Consider the following 17,798-nt stretch of genomic DNA (forward strand, 5'->3'; position numbering starts at 1 on the left):
CTGCTGGCGCTACAGGCGCTACAGGTCCATCCCCTACAACTTCTACAAAAGTAATACTCTTTGGAGGTACCAACGCGGGTTTCCAACGTATAGCAGGTTCTCCTGGTGCGGTATCCAATGTTATACCTTACGTAGTTGCAGGAACCGTTGGGACTCTCGTAGGTTTTTCAGGTTCAATAAATGTTAACAACTTACCTATTGGCACATATCTATACCAAATATGTAAAAATGTTATCAATAACGCTGTTTCACCTGCTGTGGGAAACATTATCTCAACAATAACTATAGTGACAACAGCTAGCATCACTGGCACAATAATCTTTTCGAGTAGACCATCCGACGGTGAAGGTGTACCTACGTTAAATGTGCTTGAATCAAATAATTCTCCTTACACCTTAGCGCCAGCTACCATTTCTTGGACCAGCAATATGGTTGGGAACCCTTTAAATCGCGACGATGCTATAAGTCTTTTCGCAAATCCTAATATAACTCAAAGTGCAGTATATGCTGTTTATGTGAACACTGAAATTTAAACATACTTGCAATTAACTAATTTGGAATTGAAGGTTATTTAAATAAATTATCCTTCAATTCCAAAAAAAACTAACCTAATATTTAAGGCCCCCATTCTACATGTTGAGGCGATTCCTTTACCACTCATAAGAAATACTGCAATCTCTAAGAATTGCAAAAAAATGTGCCTACCGAAGTAACATCAATTTAGTCTTGAATAGGTCTATTTACTATTTACCTTCATTTGAAATCATGTATGCTTTTTTTGAACTACAAGTTCATCAGAATCTCCTTCTACCAGGATAGTCTTTTTACAGAGAATGAGCAAAGACTGAGTAGCTCTCCCTCTTTAGCGATTTAAGGTAATTTCATATAACACCTTTTTGCAAAACCCACAAAATAATTTGCCATGTATATATTTCATGAAATTTAAAGAATTCCCTTTTATTGATAATTTTATGAAACCAATACATTTACTCAAGTCTTTTATAAAACAAATTGTTGCTTGTATACCCCCAATTTCTTTCATGAATCGGTAATCGGTACATTATGCTTGGCCTCATTCGGCAATCGGAACAAATTCTTGTCATTCATTGATGATACGAATTTGTCTTAATCTTATTTTACTGATCATTCCTCGTAACTTTAACAGTTACTTTAATAGTCCATAGAAATACCAACTAAACCATACCGCTAATGCAATCCAAACGGCTATAATAAGTGTACCTGTAACCCAATTCTTGAGTTTACCTAGTTTTCTTTGTTCCACTGCCTTTGATCGATATTTTTCAAGCACTTCTTTCGGAAACAGCCGTCAAGCTATATAAATACCAAGCGGTACAAGAATTAAATCATCAAGATATCCAAGTATCGGTATAAAATCTGGTATTAAGTCCACAGGGCAAAAGCATACGCTAATACACAAATTGCAAATATTTTTGTAAACAAAGGCACTCTTGGATCACGATATGCCAAATACATCACCATCAGGTTTGATTTAAGTTTCTTTGCTATCGTTTTCGATTTATTTATTAATGATTGTTTTGTTTTTTCAATTGCCTCATCGTCCATTTTCAGTTCACCCTATTGAAGTTCGTCTTAATATTAGAAAGCTTCAGGTATTCAATACTATCACTGAAGAAACGTTCTTTCGTTAGTTACATAAGGGGTAAACTTCTACAATCGTTGCAATCTCTACTATAAATACGTCTTCGTCGGAAAAGTGAACATCGATATTAACTTGGACACTTGTGCTATTAAGTAATGGTAATGCAAATGGAAAGAATAAAAAAACTTATTATAGAGAAAATCCAAAAAAGCAACCTTGATATTAAGGTTGTTATCAAAGAAGATGTTATTTCTTCAACAAATCAATTGTTATTGGAATCAACAGCAAATTATGAACCATTGGATAAAACGATTTATATTTCCATGAAAAAAATCAAAGAGATGTTATCAACAATTGAGGACAATGAAAAGGTCGCTTACATTGACTGCTTGATCGCACATGAATTAGGTCATGCAAGTGATGTTGAAGTAGAACGAAGTTGGAACGAATTTAAAAAAACAAAAGAAACGTGGAGAAATTTAGTTTATTACATAGTCTTAAAAAGGACTAGCTATGATAACACAATTACAAACGAGATTTATGATGCTGAAGTTTTAAAGCAACTATATGGGGTATACGTAACTATGAAAACAATAAATTTAGAATTAGAATCAAGAGCAGGGGAATTAGGTCGAAATTTTAGTGACCACCCTACTATGTATGAAAAGTTCAATGAAAATAATCGGTTAACATATTTGAGAATATACAAAGTGTTCGAAGAAATTTTAAATATTATATAATAAATCCTAAATCTTTTTCTAAATTAGGCAATAAATTAGTTGCAAAATTTTATAAGTTGAATAATATGTTAGTGGGTATATTAGTAAGTGACATTGAGAGGCGATCTTTCGCCCCTCCTTTTTTTTGAGAATCACATTTAGGTGGAACTATCCTCCTGTTAACGGAGTGAGGGGCTGCAAGGCTGCAACCCCTTTGGTATTCAACTATGAGTTCTTACGTTAGTTGAATGGTGAGTTCATTACTGGGAGAGTTCCGTAATGACTCCTTCAAAGGTCCTATAATTAATTAATTGAAGTAGACTTTTCACAGGAACTTTGTCGGTATAGGTCCCTCCCGTTTTAAACTCTTTGGCCGTTCTTTTCAAGGAGCGAACTGCCGAAAGAGCTAACCCAAAAATGGTATTGCTCGTTTGCCCATCACCCGCCCAACCGTCACCCATAAAAACAAACGTAAACTCATTCGTATTCCTCAACTTCAGTAAGTTATTTTGTAAGATCTTCCTGGAAGTTCGGAATAACGATGCTGTGGTCGTCTTCTTTCTGGATTCGAACCTCACATCAACCATTTTCCTTTCTATTCGTTTGTGCCCATCATATGAACTAGGGATGGGAACCGTAACGGCATCTACGTATCCTAATAGAGGAACGTCTAAAGAAAATTCATAATCGTAGGGCATGCATACAAGACTTCTAGTGATTGGCCACATACTTATACATTATTAACCATTAAGGAGTGGTGTATTTGGCGACCATCAAAGCTGGAGATTGTGTCGGCATTCTTTATTTTACCATGATGGGGGCACCTGCTACTGTTCATGACGGTGTTCTGGTTTCGCCTAAAAGTCTGGATTCGAAAACGTATAGTGGACCGGTTACAATACTGCATTACAACATCAACAGAAACAACGGACATCTCTTTCGCCAACTCATTACTGTTACTCCTATTGAGATTCGCAAAACTCCTTTTAAAAAGAATGATCAAAAAGGGCGGTGCAGCAATATGCATTCTTCGCCCGCGATACCGGCCGCTTCTTGCGTTGCCGTTAAATTCAGAGTTCAACAATCGCCCGCATTCCCAGCAGGGCGTGAAGTGAAAAACGGCAGGTTGCTTTGTCCGATCAAAAATGGGAACAACCCTCCAAATGAAGTATGGATCTATCATTGGTTAGTAAATAATCCTAATAGCGATTCTCCAAGTTTGAAGCTGGAGCTAAAAAAATATACCGGTGTAACCTACGTAGAAAAAGTGAGAGTGTTTCCTCTCCCGAAATCCAGAAAACGAGTAGCTCGATTGCTAAAGAAAAGCATCGGTTGATTTCTGCAATTAGACATATTTTTGCATAAATAATATCCGATCCACTCAAAGAGAACTATGATCCGGAGGTTGACATCCCATCCTCCGGATCATAGTTCTCTTTGTTTATGCACGCCCTTTTCTATTTTCTCCATACCTCAGCTACTCCTTCTCTGTCATTTTAATGAAGCTAACCTTCTCTATTCGCTTACCCCTAATATTCTCAAAATTTCAGATGATTCTCCGAAAATCTTTAGCTCTGAAATTAAGAACAGGCCAATACAATCCCTTCAATTCGAGAATAGTTTATTCTTCCATTAATTGGAGGTATACTGCCCGTTAGCGGGGAAAAGGCAGCCTCTTGAATTGATCTCTGCTGCCTTCACTGGTGTTTTATTAAGCTATAGTTCCTCGTTACTTCAATAACCAATTAAATAAGTTAATCGCAATCAGCAGCACCTTAGAAAACTTGCCTTTGAATCAAAAGTCGAAGGATGAGCTTTATCAGCTTTCTGAAACATTTAATCATATGATGGAACGTATTGAGACAAAGTATACGGAAACACAGCGCACTTTATTACCGATACTTAAGCGTCATTGATCTAGTGTAGCTATGTAAAGAGACTATGTAGCTTCTGAGCCACTCTCTAGCAAAGAAACCCTTGTTCTAGTAAGGCCTTCTAATAGGTGCTGATCGAGAACAAATTAAAAAGGTACTTTTAATTACGCTGGGATAATACATTGAAATATGCTAACCAAAGAATTGAAATTCACCTTGAAGACCTGGCTTCACACCTAATTATCCGAATTGTTGATGATGGTATAGGTATTCCCTTTAGAAGAACTGCCCTTCACCTTCGAACGGTTTTATCGTGTTAACCGATCTAGAAGCCGGCAAACAGGCGCTTCCGATTCTGGTTTAGATCTAGCCATTGCGAAAGCTATCGTGAATCTGCACCACGGGACCCTCCAAATGAATTGCGATAGGAATTGCGGAACTGAGGTCATTATTTCCTAGAGAAACCCTTCTTGACCTTGCTTCAAAAAAACAGTAGCTGATTAGGTGCTGTTGAAGAAGCCTACACCTATACATAAAAGGTGTGGGCTTCTTGGATTAATTCTACTTTATCGGGTACGGCTGAATAATTCGATCCCAATGCCGATGCTGTGCAATTGCATCTATAAATGACTTGTAGAATGCTTTGTCTGTACGTTGTTCTTCGGTGATCAAAACGCCATTCAACTGAGTATCTTTCTCTCCTACAGCCTGTACGACCCCTGCGGAAATAAGCAGACGAACACCGTCGCCTACAGCGGCTATAGCCTTATAATGCTGAAATGCTTCACGAACAAATCCCGTTGATGCAATGTCGCTAAGCAACTCGTCCACACCTTGAGCTCCTCCGGAAACATAGACGGCGTCATACAACACGGAAGCAGCCGTTAGCAGTGATTGCTGAGGTTCTATAAGCGTACCGTCAGCACCTTTTACTGGAGCAATTGTTTTACTCACAATCTCTGCCGTTATTTTCGACGCGGTCAACTCTTTTAGCAGTGCTTGTACCTCTGCCGCGTGATAGCCCGTTCCGAGCATCACCGCCACCTTACGTGTAGCAGCTGTCTTCGCCTTGGTCATCATGCTGAGCGCAGGAGATATGGCGGTCGGCGTCACAGCGACGCCCTTTGTAGACGTTGCTCCGATGCCTTCGGCTATACGCTCCGCAAGATCCTCTGCCACTTGGCTGAACACATCCACCACACGCTGCCTAATTTCTTTAGACATTACTTTGCCTAGCTCGAACCGGAATGCGTCTACGATCTGACTTTGCTCGATCGGAGACATGCTATGCCAGAACATCGAAGCTTGGCTAAAATGATCTTCAAAGCTATTGCTTCTAGCCTTAATCTTCCGACCTTCCACCTTCTCCTCGTAATGGCGATAACCACCTTCACTTGGCGGTACTTGCGCAGGATCATTGTTCGCCAAGCTGTTTTTATGATAGCTCGTCTGCCCCTGATTAATTGTCATGCGATGCATGCCATCCCGTTGATTGTTATGTACTGGTGCGATCGGACGATTAATCGGAATTTCCGAAAAATTCGGCCCACCGAGGCGAAGCAATTGCGTGTCGGTATAAGAGAATAGCCTTCCTTGCAGCAATGGATCATTCGTGAAATCGATGCCCGGTACAAGATTACCGACATGGAAGGCTACCTGTTCTGTCTCTGCGAAGAAATTATCCGTGTTCCGATTCAGAGTCATTTTCCCAACAATTCGCACCGGCAAAATCTCTTCGGGCCATAGTTTCGTGGCATCCAGTATATCAAAGTCGAAGTTGAATTCATCTTCCTCTTTCAAGATTTGAACGCCTAGCTCGAATTCAGGATAGTTCCCCTGCTCGATCGCATTCCACAGATCGCGGCGATTGAAGTCCGGGTCTTTGCCAGCTACCTTTTGCGTCTCATCCCATACCAGCGAGTGTACGCCCAGTTTCGGCTTCCAGTGGAACTTAACAAAATGTGACTTGCCATGCTCATTAATGAATCGGAACGTATGAACGCCGAATCCTTCCATCATACGAAAACTACGAGGAAGCGCTCGTCCTGACATTACCCACATGATCATATGAGCAGATTCAGTATTCGTACTTACGAAATCCCAAAACGTATCATGTGCCGACGAAGCTTGTGGAATCTCGTTTGGCGGCTCAGGCTTAACAGCATGTATGAAGTCGGGAAACTTAACTGCATCCTGTATAAAGAACACAGGCATATTGTTTCCGACTAGATCGTAGTTTCCTTCCTCTGTATAGAACTTAACTGCAAAACCACGTACGTCTCGTACTGTATCGCTTGAGCCCCTTGATCCTGCCACGGTGGAGAATCGAACAAACAAAGGCGTCCGTATCGAAGTATCGGCTAAAAACTTCGCCTTTGTGTACTCAGCGAGTGATTCGTACAACTCAAATTCGCCATGGGCGCCGAAACCTCTCGCATGTACGACACGTTCAGGTATACGCTCATGATCGAAATGAGTCATTTTCTCCCGAAAGTGAAAATCCTCCATTATGGTCGGTCCGCGCGGACTAACTTTAAGAGAGTGTTCGTCATCCTCGACTCGCAATCCCTGATTCGTTGTTAGAGCCTCACCTTTATCCGTAACACGATAGGTATCCAACTGCTTTTGCTTTACGGTATCTTTATCGTTCACATATAACCCCTCCTACTTCAAGATTAGGCATAGTATCCGCAGTCCCATCCTAGTTTATCCTTTTATGGATATATAGCGTTTCGAACCTTTCGAGCAGTAAGCCAAGCCAATTTCTTGAATCGTTAAGCTGGTTTGCTGCGCTATTTTATAATGAATGTGATACATAAAAAAACGAGATAACCTCCACCAATTTCGGTAAGTCTTGCAACGATTAGGACCCGCATTTCTCATCCTGTACAGGAATTATTCCGATAACATCTGTGATACCAATTCTGCCGCTAACGTTCGGGACCCACTTATTCCCTTAATATACTTAAATGGGCCGTAACTGGACCAATCAATAGTTTTAAGTTTCTTCACATAACTCGCCATACGTTTATAATCAATTTGCTTCTTTTCCTCAGAAACACATTTCGCAAAAATCACAGCCCCTGCCATTGCAAGAGCATTTAAACAAACGATATGAGTGATTCTATATTCCTTATAATCCAACCATTCCATATTGAAATGTTCTTTAAAAGCATTAAAGTACACCAAGACTATCATGAGTTTTTCATCCTTAGATAAATTTGCTACATGATTTGCCTTCAGCATAAACTCTAATATTTTATATAAATTCTGCAAGGTAACATGTCTACCTGTACTCCTTTTACCAGTAATCGTGCCAATGTAATGAAATGGACTATCGCTTCGAACAATAAGCTCGGTAGCTATCCAACTGAAATCGTCAGAATATCTGCGTAAGTATCTACTTAGAGAAATTCCGATTCCTTTTGCCTTTGTATTTATTGTATCAAATAGCTGAATTTCTTCATCCTCATCGAGAAAGTGAAATGCTAAGAAAGGAACATTTATTTCTGAGTTGGTATCCTGTGCATAACGCTTAATTCCACCTAATCTATGTTGCCCATCCATTAATGAAGCCTTTTCCTTACATATTAACCTTCCATAGGATGGCCTACTTTTATCATAAGTCGAAAACTCCCACTTCGATTCCGCATTTAGCAAAATAGGAGTAAATAATGCATTATCCCCCTTTGAAAGGTACATTGCAAAATCATTACACCTTTTAATATCAACTGGACGTTGGTATCCTTTACCTGAAGGATGGTCATATGGCTTCACATAAGTGAGTTGTAAGGCAGAAGTTGTAGATAAGTTACCTAGATAAGCAACTTTACCCCGCATTTTATATTGAATCACGTTTTCAATAACGTGATGGCTCATTAAATTGCTCATGGTGTTATTCTCCTTAATACATTAGATGTACTCTTATTTTAGGTTATATAACACCTATTTTCAAATGGTATTAAGTAGTATATTATACTTCATACTTTGAATGGACTTACCTACTCTGTTAATAGAGAGGTGAGTATATGTCGAAGTTCTTTGCTAGTGTTGGAAAAAGAGTTAGATTCTACAGAAAAGCTGCGCAACTATCACAAGAAGAACTTGGGGCACTTCTAAACATTGATCAATCCTATCTCGGTAAGATAGAACGAGGAGAAGTAAATATAACACTCGAAACGATACAAAAAATATCGGAAGTCTTGAAAATTTATCCCTATCAATTATTTGAGGTAGTGGAAGAAAGAACGAATAAAGAAAAAAATGAAGTCCTTAATAAAATAGAACTTCTTTTGGTTAATCTAAAAATAGATGAGTTGAAGACTATATACAGAATTATTAAGGATATTTTGTTGTTTAAATAGCATTGCATACGTATCCCGTTTGGGTTTCGTTCTAATTAATGATACAATTTGCAAAAATGAGTCAAGGAGTTTTGTATGGCATACGATGTAATTGTAGTTGGTGGAGGATCTGCCGGTTTAATGGCAAGTATAGCAGCCAGCTTAAATGGAGCTAAAGTTCTTCTCCTGGATAAGGGAGATAAATTGGGGCGTAAACTTGGGATTTCTGGTGGCGGTAGATGTAATGTAACAAATAATAAAGAAACAGATGAATTAATCAAACATATCCCTGGCAATGGTCGCTTTTTACATAGTGCATTTAATAATTTTAGTAACAAGGATATCATTGAGTTTTTTGAAAACCTAGGAATTCGTCTAAAAGAAGAAGACAACGGGCGCATGTTCCCTGTAAGCGATAAAGCTAAAACGGTTGTAGACGCGCTCGTAAATCAAGTGCGTAAACAAGGTGTAGATATTAGAATTAATAGTCCTGTAGATAACATTAATTATAATAATGGCTCAGTCTCTGGGGTACGTTTAAAATCTGGAGAAACCATTCGTAGTAAGAATGTGATTGTTGCTTCCGGCGGCAAGTCCGTCCCACATACGGGTTCAACTGGAGACGGTTATTTATGGGCCAAAGACGCAGGTCATTCCATTACCGAGCTTTTCCCTACAGAAGTTCCTTTAACCTCTAATGAATCATTTATTAAAAGTCGCGAGTTACAGGGGCTTTCACTTAGAGATGTAACATTAACGGTATGGAATAATAAAAGCAAGCCTGTAATTTCTCATAGTGGTGACATGCTGTTCACGCATTTTGGTATTTCTGGACCAATCGTATTGAGATGTAGTCAATTCGTTGTAAAGGAATTAGCCAAAAGTGGTCTAAAAGAGACTATCCTCACAGTTGATTTCCAGCCAAATAAAGCGCTTGGCGAGGTATATGATGAAACCCTCGCTTTAACTAAGAACGAGCCTAAGAAGGCCATTAAAAACGTTCTCAGAGGATATCTGAATGAGCGGGTCATCCCATTGCTTCTACAGAAGGCTGAACTTGATGAACAACTAACACATGATAATATACCTAAACAAAATTGGATGGCATTAAGCAAATTAATTAAAGCTTTTCCAATCAAAATATCAGGTACTCTCTCGATTGAAGAAGCCTTCGTGACAGGTGGCGGTGTTAATCTAAAAGAAATCGACCCTAAAACAATGCAATCCAAGATTATGAATGGATTATACTTTTGTGGTGAAGTTCTTGATATTCATGGATATACCGGTGGATACAACATTACGGCTGCTTTTTCTTCAGGCTATACTGCAGGAAAAAATGCAGCAATGTCATTATCTCAATGAACAAATGAGCCCCTTGCTCTTCTTAGAAGAGAAAGGGCTCATTTTAAAAATTAGGCAATGCTTTACATCGTTGTTCATATAAAGATGAATTTCCATTCATTAAAGCTTCTTTCTCGATAAGTAACTCCTGAATCTCTTTGCGAAGCCTCTCAACATTAGCTTCCATCTCTGATATTCCTTCACACAAATGTTTTAAGTATGCTTCTTGTTTGATTATTGCTCCCTCCCTTACTCTCGCCTTCACTCCAAGTCTATAAAGCCATGCTTCTCTATTACTAAAATCCTTAATTTCTCATTTTCTTCCCTCAATGCATGAAGAGCCTTTCTATACTCAGAGATTAAATCCCTCTGTTTGCGATTTTTCTCTATGAGATCAGCTAAATCTTTATGATTATCTGTTGCTTCATCGATGCTCCCTTGCTGATTAATAGTTAGTTTGATTTCTTCTACTTCGTTCTCTAACTTGGAGTACCAGTCATCAAGGTAAGTCCACACTTCACCTTCCCATAAGGTGCGGTCACTTTTTAAATTTATTTTAGGGCGTCTAGCTATTAGTAAAAATACGTCCTTTTTAATTATTTTTGATAATCTACCCTTTTTGTACTCGTTAATTATGTGCCTCTTAACTTGCCCAGCTTCATATTTCAATTCGCTTATTGTGAAGCTTCTTTTCCTACCCATTCCAACTTTCCTTCTTTCAAGTAATGAAGTGCTTCTTCAAAAGTTAATATTGGCTTAGTTTTCTTATATTTCTTCCAGTAACTCTTAGCTTTGTCCCATAAACCATTTTTCAGTTTTGGGATCTCTCTTGAGGTAATTAAAAACTTCTTCTCCAATAACTTTGGAAAAGATTCGTCAATCAGTTCTATAATGTCATGTGAACGTATGCTGACTAGTTCTTTCTGAATAGTATCGCGTTTTGACTTCGCCATATCTTCCCCGCGTAATGCCAATAACATAAACCTAAATATTTCGGCAATATGCTCGTTATATTTATCATCATCAGGTTTGTAGTAATCGCATTTAAAACAATGAAGTTCTGTATGACCACAATTAAGCATTTCATGTGCTACACAGTTATGAGTGAATCTCGGAAATCCAGCCGAAACATTATTTATTGGCATAAACGAGGCATCGTTAGAAAAACCAAACTCCACTTCTTCTCCCTTAAATTTCTCAAGAAGAGAGGATATAAATTGTTCTTTATCCTCGGCTTGTACCACTTTTGCTGCCTGTTCAAGAAGTGGGTCAAGTTCAAGATCTGTTGGTTCCTCTAGTTTATTTACAACGTTACCCCAAATGCCCTCTTTATAAATCTCGCTATAATATTGTTGAATCTCGGGTGATGAAGTCGCTAAATAAGGAATTAATGAATTAGGGCCACTGTGGCCTAATTGGTCTTGAATCTCATGTTTGCTTTTCTTTTTCATAACCATATAAATGGCATGCATTCGCCTAAAATCATGTGACGTGAAATACTCTTCTTTAGGCATATCAGGCCAAAGTCTTTTTTGAATCTTAGTTAAGAATTTACCTATTTGGTTACTTGTTAATGTAGCTACTTCAGATGTGTTTGCGAATAACCTATATTCGGTTAATCCATCACCGAAGTACCTATCGTTTTTCGGTGAGAACACCTTGTCTTTTGGGGCAAACTTAGAGGATTGTTCAACCCAATTTTGAACATCTTCAGTAGCTTTAACTACCTGGGGTTTACCGTTTTTTGTTTTATGCAATTGCATCCACTTGTTTCCATAATGGTCTGTTGTTATGCAATCTTTTAGTAATAAACATATTGCTGTGACCCTTGAACCCGTTGCTAGTTGGATAAGACATACTCTTCTACAACGAAACTCTAGAACATCATTCTCATTAATGAAAGGTGATTGCTCATCTAAAAGGGCTTCAATTAATGTGTAAGCATTACCTAAATTTAATATCTTTCCAAACTGCGTTGTTTTCCTTTTCATTGAATGCGGAATTATTGTGTTTACGTTTAAATTCAAATCATATCTCTCAATGTAATACATTAGCCACCTTTTAATTAAAGATCGAAAATTACCTATTTTTTTTCGAACCCATTTACGACTAACGTGAATAAGTATTTTCTCTAACCCTCCTGAAATTAAATCTGAAGAAGAGTTCAATCCAAAGCCATAAAAAAGTTTAACGTACCCTCTCATCTCGGCAGACCATTTAGTCCAGGTTGCTATTGTTATTGGTCTAATCGCTCTCCTTATCTTATTTGATTGAGTACCTTTTTGGTATACAGTCCTTATATCTAAATCTTTTACTTGAGATAACAAATAATTAAAAATAAATTCATAAATATTTTCAGCTAATTCATTATGATATTCATTAATAATTACATCCCATCCGTCTTTTTCAAGATCTATTTTTGATTTAGGAACTCTTCTTACATCAATCCGACCTGTTACAGGAGATTCCTTTTCTTTTTCTAAAATTAAACTTAATTTCGTTAAAATTACTCTCCTATATTTGTCACTACTCTTCCCAAAGTGTTCTTTTAATATATTTAAAATGCCATCGTCAACGCATTCTCTGCCTTCACCTCTATAAAGCCCATAACCAGCAGCCCAAATACGAAAAACTAACGTAATGACATTTATTTTTAATCGGTTTTTTTTATAGTCATTCTTGTTATCTAACTTGAGTAACTCATCAGAATACTTCTCAAGCTTATCATCTAACCATGCAAAGTTTTGAATCTTCTCTAATGGTAGCAAGAAAAACCTGAATGATAATGCATCATCCAATGACAAAACGACTCGTTGATACAATAATAAATAATTTACATAACGTTTTTCGGGTCCTTTTAGTGATGTATAAAAAGCAAGGTTACTAAACTTTTCTAATGGTATTTTTGTAAGATATTCTATTCTACTCCAGGAGTTAGAGCAGATTAAATCCCACTCTATTCTTGTAAAGTGTCTATCAACTCCCACCTCACATGTGATGATTGGAACAGTCACAGGGGATTCTTTTTCTTTTTCTAGAATTAGGCTTAATTTTTTTAGAACTGTTCTCTTACGGGAATGGTGCCTTTTCTCAATATTTGTTTTTAAGATCATGAGAAAATCATGGTCAACATATTTCCTTCCTTCCCCTTTAAGAAGCCCATACCCAGCAGCCCAAATACGAAAGGTCAATGTCATTATATCTAACTTAAATTTCCTTTTTGTTTGCTCATTCTTAATATCTAATGCCACATAATGCTTTTCAACCTTCTCCTCCATCCAAATAAAATTATGAATCTGTTCTAAAGGAAGAGAGAAAAATCTAACCGATAATACATCATCTAATGACCACACGACTCGTTGATACAGCAATAAATAATTAACATAGCGTTTACCAGGTTGTTTTAGTGATTTATAAAAAGCAAGACTAATAAATTTATGTAATGGAACTTTTGTAAGATATTCTATTTTACTCCAGGAGTTAGGGCATATTAATTCCCATTCCATTTTTGTAAAGTGTCTATCAACTCCTATTTCGCATGTGATTTTCGGAAAACTTTCAACTGTTGCCAATGAACTCATTATTTAGCTTCCTTTGTTTTATATTTATTTAAGGTTTCTAAAACCATTTCGTCTATCTTCTCCTCTGTAAGTCCAAGCTCCGTTAATCTCTTTATAATTAGAGAAATTGTTCTCATTTGACCAGCTGATATGGAATTATTGGCCGTGTAATTAGTGCTATGCTTAATCATTGCCCTCATATTAATAATTTGTTTAACTAGAACAACTATTGCATCTTGTATCTCCTCGCGGCGCATTAAAAAATGCTGACACCCCCAGCATTTATACCAGTTATCACAAGATTCTTGGCTTAAACAAAAACCCATTTCCACTCTTTTCCCATATTTAAGTAGAAATTCATCTAATGCCATTTCTGTTGCGAACGCATTCATCATATCTTCAATTGGTGGATCTTCAGATGTGAGAAACTGAAGCAATCTTACATAGAATTTACCGCTCACCTCACCTTGCTCATATTTTGAAAGCACACGATGAAGTAAAGCATTTCTCGAAACCCTGCTCTTTAAATACAGCCTTGTCATTTCTTCCCTTATATGTCCTGCAGCAACGCGAACAGCCTCGAGACTACCGGTTTTCATTGCTATATGAGTTAATAAAAAAGTTCTGTATCCGTGAGCACTTATTCTCTCAGAAAGTTCACTTTCATTTAACACCTCAAATTTCACCTTATCGAAAAAACGTCGAACAGCCGAATCTGAAAGCATCCATGGTGATTGATTGAACTGAAATAAGTGTATAAATTCTCTATTGTATTTTTTATTCCATATTGGTTTTAGTTGGAGTATGTCCGCCCGTTTCTGTAATTCAGTGATGGCTTCATAACCAAGCGGATCAAGAATGGGGAATTGCCCATACTTATTGCCTGCTTTATCTTCATCCTGCGAATATAATCCAAAAGCTTCAGGTTGGTTAGGTAACGGCTTCAATGCTTGTTTACTTTCTAGATTCATTACAAAACTAAATCTCGGAGGAGAACTAACAACTATCATCCAAAACCATCTACATAATTCCTCACTTTCATTTTCAGGAACATAATTATATATACCATCTACCATTTTCTTTGCAATTTCATCAGAAGAAGGAGCAAATCCTTCACTATTTAGATATTCCTTTGAAGCTTTCTTTGATAAGCTAGCCCACTCCTCATCCGGAAAATTTAAATAAGTTGGGAAAAACATAGGGAATGCCCCTGCTCCCCATTCAAAAAACTTTCTTAAATGAGTTACTTTACTTATTTGATATGTTTTACTTATCTCTTTCTTACGCCCTTGCTTAAACCTAGTAGTTAACTCCCTGAAGTCACTTATATTAAAAGATGTACAATCATTTTTGTTTTCTTCATTTAGATAATTAAATAACTCGCTAAAAATATTACTCATTCTGGTTAAGTAATTATCACCAGCATCCGCGACTAGCAGATAATTATAATAATTTGATACAAGATCTGCCCAGACTGGGTTTACGTGATTAAATAGCTTATCCCAGTTAGTTTGTTTTTTTTGCGAAATTACAACGGTAGAATACCCCAATTTTATACGTAAATCTTGTAGCACCTTAGGATTATAACGATTTACGTTGGGATAACTTATCGTAGTTGCGAATCTGCTATCATCATCAGTAAAGCTTTGCAACGGTTTCATTATAAGAACAGTATGAATTCCCAAACATTTTCTAAAACCACTTCGCATCAAGGTGACGTCACCTGATATTAATTGATCTTCTTGGTCAGTAATTAAATTAAAATATTGGGACCAAATATAGTGTATCTGGGAAGAAGTAGAATCTGATTGGAAATAATTTAGCATCATGTCATGATCTATTTCATCTTTATATTCCTGATAAATAGAAAGATACCACGGAATTATATAGTGCATTTCGGTGAAATGCTTTTCTCTATAAGCTCTCTTTTCTTGTAAACTTGCTCTAAACCATTTTTCTCCATTTTCAAAATCGCCATGTAATTGTTCTATGATCAGTTTAAGACTCTTTAAGTTTTGATTAATGTAACTTCGTTTAGAAGATTTGGTTAAGTTTAAAAATGCATCTAAATAAAGCTTTGAAAAATCTTCCCATTTTAACCACTGAAGACTCATTTATTCACGTTCCTTATTTTTGTTTGGTTTAAAAGTTTCTAAGATATTTTGCACAGTTCCGTCATTTTCTGAACTATTACTACTAGGAATCCAGTGAGAATAAATTGTACGCGTTGTTTCCGTACTTCTGTGTCCCAACCATCTACTCACATCATCTATTTGAATATTCAGTTTTTTAAAAAGATATGTAGCATAAAAATGTCTAAACGTGTGGGGACTATACTCAGAAAGATCTATATTTCTTTTTCGAATTAGTTGTCTATTTATATTTTCGTATTTTTTCGCAATAGCTTTCCCGGTTATAGGTTGCCCTTGATTTCTTCTATTTCTGGATACAAATAAATATCCGTGGTCCACTTCAATGTTTCGCATTAATATTTGACGCTCTCTTAATGCTTCATAAAGTAGATTCAAGAAACCTTCTTGAGAAAATAGCCAAGGTATTTCCCTGTATTCTCCGTCACGTTTATGTCCTGATCTAAAATCTGGATTGTCCCTATCCTTTATTCTGCAAACCCAAAACCCTTTATTATCTTTTTCGTAAAAGTCTATATCGCCTTCTATACCTTGCTTAATTAGTCTTTTAGCCTTATGGTAATCCATCCTAAGCAAATTGTTTGGAACGGAAGTAGGATCTATCCATATACCAGCTGCTTCACTTGCCCTTGGGCCTATGAAACGCAAAATATTAAAAAGCAGCTTATCCTGAAAACTACTTGCCGATTCTATAAATTGATCGGTTTGTTCCAGTGTAAAGATCGAATCAACCTTCAATCTTTTTAACCCATAATACTGGATTTTAACTCCTACGTCCCTAGTTATTGATAAGATATCAATTGTTGCAACTTGTATATTACCAGCAGTACTCGAAATAAAACCTCTCAACTTTTTACTCCTATGTGGTAACTCGTTAATTTTAAGTGAAGCATGATAAGATGACTTTTTCTTCAGTAATTGAATATACTGCACAGCTGTACGCACAATCTTATTTATACTCGTACTTGAGTAACTACTAATATCAGAACGTTGTAGCTTCCCAAATTCATCCCTTTGGATACCAGAAACTTTACCTACTGATTTCCCCCAAATATTCAATGGGACTTCTTTTAGTGTTGCCCACTCCAAAGCATCCTCTATGCCAACATCCGTTCTGATCAACTGTAGATAGTCAGTAAACCCTTCTAATACAACTAACAAATCTGACTTTAATAATTCAATCTCCCAAATCAACATGAAATCTAAGAACTTTTTTAAATCATTAGCTTCATTCCTTACTGTATTAATTGCCTTACCACTACTTTTCCTTGAAATAAGAAATGAGGTAGCTTCATGGACTGTAGTATGATCAGGCCTAGAGATGGAGACAATATTCTTATCTGGAAGAAAACTAGTATAGTGTAATCCTTCCAATTGTTTCTCTCTATATATCCTCGCAAAACTTTCCAACCTTAATTTATTGTCCATTATGTTTACCAATTTAAGAAGTTGTTGATATCCCAAGCTATCCCACCTTATCCGACAATAAAATCCGTAACTTCAATTCCACTACTAAGATTAACTGTATTAATTATTATTCTTTTACCAGTATATTCATAGATTAAAGTGATTTCAATAGATTTGGGGGTGATTACTGTTCACGCACTTCGGGCTGTCCGGTCCCATCGCCCTGCGCTGCAGCCAGTTCGTCGTCAAGGAGCTAGCCAAAACCGAGCGGAAGGAAGTCCTTCTTACCGTGGACCTTTTCCCTGATCTGAGCATGGATGAGCTGTACAAAGAAAGCATGGCACTCACGAAGGCTGAGGCCAAGAAAGCAATTAAGAACGTGCTGAAGCCTCTCCTGTCCGAGCGTCTGATTCCTATGGTGTTGGAGCGATCTGGTCTGGACGAGCAGCTTACGCACGATAACATTCCGAAACAGAAATGGCTCGACATGTGCAAGCTGATGAAGGCTTTTCCCGTGCGCATTCACGGGACGCTTTCGATTGAAGAAGCCTTCGTTACGGGCGGCGGCGTGCACCTCAAAGAAGTCGACCCCAGCACGATGGAGTCGAAGTTGGTGAATGGCCTTTACTTCTGCGGAGAAGTGCTGGATATTCACGGCTATACAGGCGGTTATAATATCACCGCTGCCTTCTCCACCGGCTATATGGCCGGTCAAAGCGCAGCGCAGCAGTAATTCCTCCCTGCCACTGAACAGCGGCAACTTAACGGTAGATTTTCCCTCTG

The 17,798-nt window shown here is 37.5% G+C and carries 15 protein-coding genes and 2 pseudogenes; 8 read left to right on the forward strand and 9 right to left on the reverse strand.

Annotation, left to right across the window (positions count from 1 at the left end; genetic code table 11):
* Nucleotides 1-533, forward strand: a pseudogene (locus tag PCH02S_RS35935) (hypothetical protein); the annotation flags it as partial.
* Between the two features lie 794 nt (nt 534-1,327).
* Here PCH02S_RS35935 and PCH02S_RS37080 read toward each other — a convergent pair.
* Nucleotides 1,328-1,411: a DUF1232 domain-containing protein gene (locus tag PCH02S_RS37080; protein ID WP_407670141.1), complete on the reverse strand. Its 84-nt coding sequence runs from the start codon at nt 1,409-1,411 to the stop codon at nt 1,328-1,330.
* On the reverse strand, nt 1,402-1,584 hold the full coding sequence (locus PCH02S_RS37085; protein WP_407670144.1) for a YkvA family protein: 183 nt from the start codon (nt 1,582-1,584) through the stop codon (nt 1,402-1,404). Before PCH02S_RS37085 ends, PCH02S_RS37080 begins: the two co-directional genes overlap by 10 nt.
* Before the next feature lie 192 nt (nt 1,585-1,776).
* On the opposite strand from PCH02S_RS37085, the gene PCH02S_RS29720 reads away from it, so the two are divergent.
* A complete protein-coding gene (locus tag PCH02S_RS29720; protein WP_127457717.1) occupies nt 1,777-2,361 on the forward strand; it encodes a hypothetical protein in 585 nt (194 codons plus the stop codon).
* Nucleotides 2,362-2,600: 239 nt separating this feature from the next.
* Here the strand turns inward: PCH02S_RS29720 and PCH02S_RS29725 are convergent, their stop codons facing one another.
* Nucleotides 2,601-3,038 (reverse strand): hypothetical protein, encoded by a 438-nt coding sequence (locus tag PCH02S_RS29725; protein ID WP_127457718.1) that lies wholly within the window; start codon nt 3,036-3,038, stop codon nt 2,601-2,603.
* Between the two features lie 65 nt (nt 3,039-3,103).
* Here PCH02S_RS29725 and PCH02S_RS29730 point away from each other — a divergent pair, with 65 nt between their 5' ends.
* From PCH02S_RS29730 to PCH02S_RS37095, 3 genes are all read left to right on the forward strand, one after another.
* The gene (locus tag PCH02S_RS29730) at nt 3,104-3,676 is read left to right on the forward strand and encodes a hypothetical protein (RefSeq protein WP_127457719.1); all 573 of its coding nucleotides are present in this window, start codon (nt 3,104-3,106) and stop codon (nt 3,674-3,676) included.
* 421 nt (nt 3,677-4,097) lie between these two features.
* On the forward strand, nt 4,098-4,256 hold the full coding sequence (locus tag PCH02S_RS37090) for a HAMP domain-containing protein (protein WP_407670142.1): 159 nt from the start codon (nt 4,098-4,100) through the stop codon (nt 4,254-4,256).
* A 243-nt stretch (nt 4,257-4,499) separates the two neighbouring features.
* Nucleotides 4,500-4,673: an ATP-binding protein gene (locus PCH02S_RS37095; protein ID WP_127457761.1), complete on the forward strand. Its 174-nt coding sequence runs from the start codon at nt 4,500-4,502 to the stop codon at nt 4,671-4,673.
* Nucleotides 4,674-4,775: 102 nt separating this feature from the next.
* On the opposite strand, the gene PCH02S_RS29740 is transcribed toward PCH02S_RS37095, so the two are convergent.
* A complete protein-coding gene (locus PCH02S_RS29740; RefSeq protein WP_127457720.1) occupies nt 4,776-6,866 on the reverse strand; it encodes a catalase in 2,091 nt (696 codons plus the stop codon).
* Nucleotides 6,867-7,109: 243 nt separating this feature from the next.
* On the reverse strand, nt 7,110-8,105 hold the full coding sequence (locus tag PCH02S_RS29745) for a DGQHR domain-containing protein (RefSeq protein ID WP_127457721.1): 996 nt from the start codon (nt 8,103-8,105) through the stop codon (nt 7,110-7,112).
* A gap of 137 nt (nt 8,106-8,242) precedes the next feature.
* Between PCH02S_RS29745 and PCH02S_RS29750 the strand changes: the two genes are divergently transcribed.
* Both PCH02S_RS29750 and PCH02S_RS29755 read left to right on the forward strand, forming a co-directional pair.
* Nucleotides 8,243-8,578: a helix-turn-helix domain-containing protein gene (locus PCH02S_RS29750; protein WP_127457722.1), complete on the forward strand. Its 336-nt coding sequence runs from the start codon at nt 8,243-8,245 to the stop codon at nt 8,576-8,578.
* A gap of 75 nt (nt 8,579-8,653) precedes the next feature.
* Complete coding sequence (locus PCH02S_RS29755; RefSeq protein WP_127457723.1) at nt 8,654-9,919, forward strand: BaiN/RdsA family NAD(P)/FAD-dependent oxidoreductase; 1,266 nt, start codon at nt 8,654-8,656, stop codon at nt 9,917-9,919.
* A gap of 240 nt (nt 9,920-10,159) precedes the next feature.
* On the opposite strand, the gene PCH02S_RS29760 is transcribed toward PCH02S_RS29755, so the two are convergent.
* From PCH02S_RS29760 to PCH02S_RS29775, 4 genes are read right to left on the reverse strand one after another with little or no spacing between them, the layout of a single operon-like run.
* Complete coding sequence (locus PCH02S_RS29760; RefSeq protein WP_127457724.1) at nt 10,160-10,600, reverse strand: hypothetical protein; 441 nt, start codon at nt 10,598-10,600, stop codon at nt 10,160-10,162.
* A complete protein-coding gene (locus PCH02S_RS29765) occupies nt 10,573-13,479 on the reverse strand; it encodes a tyrosine-type recombinase/integrase (RefSeq protein ID WP_127457725.1) in 2,907 nt (968 codons plus the stop codon). Before PCH02S_RS29765 ends, PCH02S_RS29760 begins: the two co-directional genes overlap by 28 nt.
* Nucleotides 13,479-15,572: a site-specific integrase gene (locus tag PCH02S_RS29770; RefSeq protein ID WP_127457726.1), complete on the reverse strand. Its 2,094-nt coding sequence runs from the start codon at nt 15,570-15,572 to the stop codon at nt 13,479-13,481. The genes PCH02S_RS29765 and PCH02S_RS29770 overlap by 1 nt, the downstream gene beginning before the upstream one ends.
* Nucleotides 15,573-17,072, reverse strand: coding sequence for a tyrosine-type recombinase/integrase (locus PCH02S_RS29775; protein WP_127457727.1), 1,500 nt, complete (start codon nt 17,070-17,072; stop codon nt 15,573-15,575).
* 127 nt (nt 17,073-17,199) lie between these two features.
* On the opposite strand from PCH02S_RS29775, the pseudogene PCH02S_RS29780 reads away from it, so the two are divergent.
* A pseudogene (locus tag PCH02S_RS29780) lies at nt 17,200-17,748 on the forward strand (aminoacetone oxidase family FAD-binding enzyme); the annotation flags it as partial.
* Nucleotides 17,749-17,798 lie beyond the last annotated feature (50 nt).

The sequence above is a fragment of the Paenibacillus chondroitinus NBRC 15376 genome, from assembly GCF_004000765.1.
Lineage (GTDB): Bacteria > Bacillota > Bacilli > Paenibacillales > NBRC-103111 > Paenibacillus_E > Paenibacillus_E chondroitinus.

What these genes read in the sequence shown, in the direction of transcription:
- PCH02S_RS37085 (WP_407670144.1), bottom strand. Translation starts at nt 1,584, where the DNA reads ATGGACGATGAGGCAATTGAAAAAACAAAACAATCATTAATAAATAAA.
- PCH02S_RS29720 (WP_127457717.1), top strand. Translation starts at nt 1,777, where the DNA reads ATGGTAATGCAAATGGAAAGAATAAAAAAACTTATTATAGAGAAAATC.
- PCH02S_RS29725 (WP_127457718.1), bottom strand. Translation starts at nt 3,038, where the DNA reads ATGCCCTACGATTATGAATTTTCTTTAGACGTTCCTCTATTAGGATAC.
- PCH02S_RS29745 (WP_127457721.1), bottom strand. Translation starts at nt 8,105, where the DNA reads ATGAGCAATTTAATGAGCCATCACGTTATTGAAAACGTGATTCAATAT.
- PCH02S_RS29750 (WP_127457722.1), top strand. Translation starts at nt 8,243, where the DNA reads ATGTCGAAGTTCTTTGCTAGTGTTGGAAAAAGAGTTAGATTCTACAGA.
- PCH02S_RS29755 (WP_127457723.1), top strand. Translation starts at nt 8,654, where the DNA reads ATGGCATACGATGTAATTGTAGTTGGTGGAGGATCTGCCGGTTTAATG.
- PCH02S_RS29760 (WP_127457724.1), bottom strand. Translation starts at nt 10,600, where the DNA reads ATGGGTAGGAAAAGAAGCTTCACAATAAGCGAATTGAAATATGAAGCT.
- PCH02S_RS29765 (WP_127457725.1), bottom strand. Translation starts at nt 13,479, where the DNA reads ATGAGTTCATTGGCAACAGTTGAAAGTTTTCCGAAAATCACATGCGAA.
- PCH02S_RS29770 (WP_127457726.1), bottom strand. Translation starts at nt 15,572, where the DNA reads ATGAGTCTTCAGTGGTTAAAATGGGAAGATTTTTCAAAGCTTTATTTA.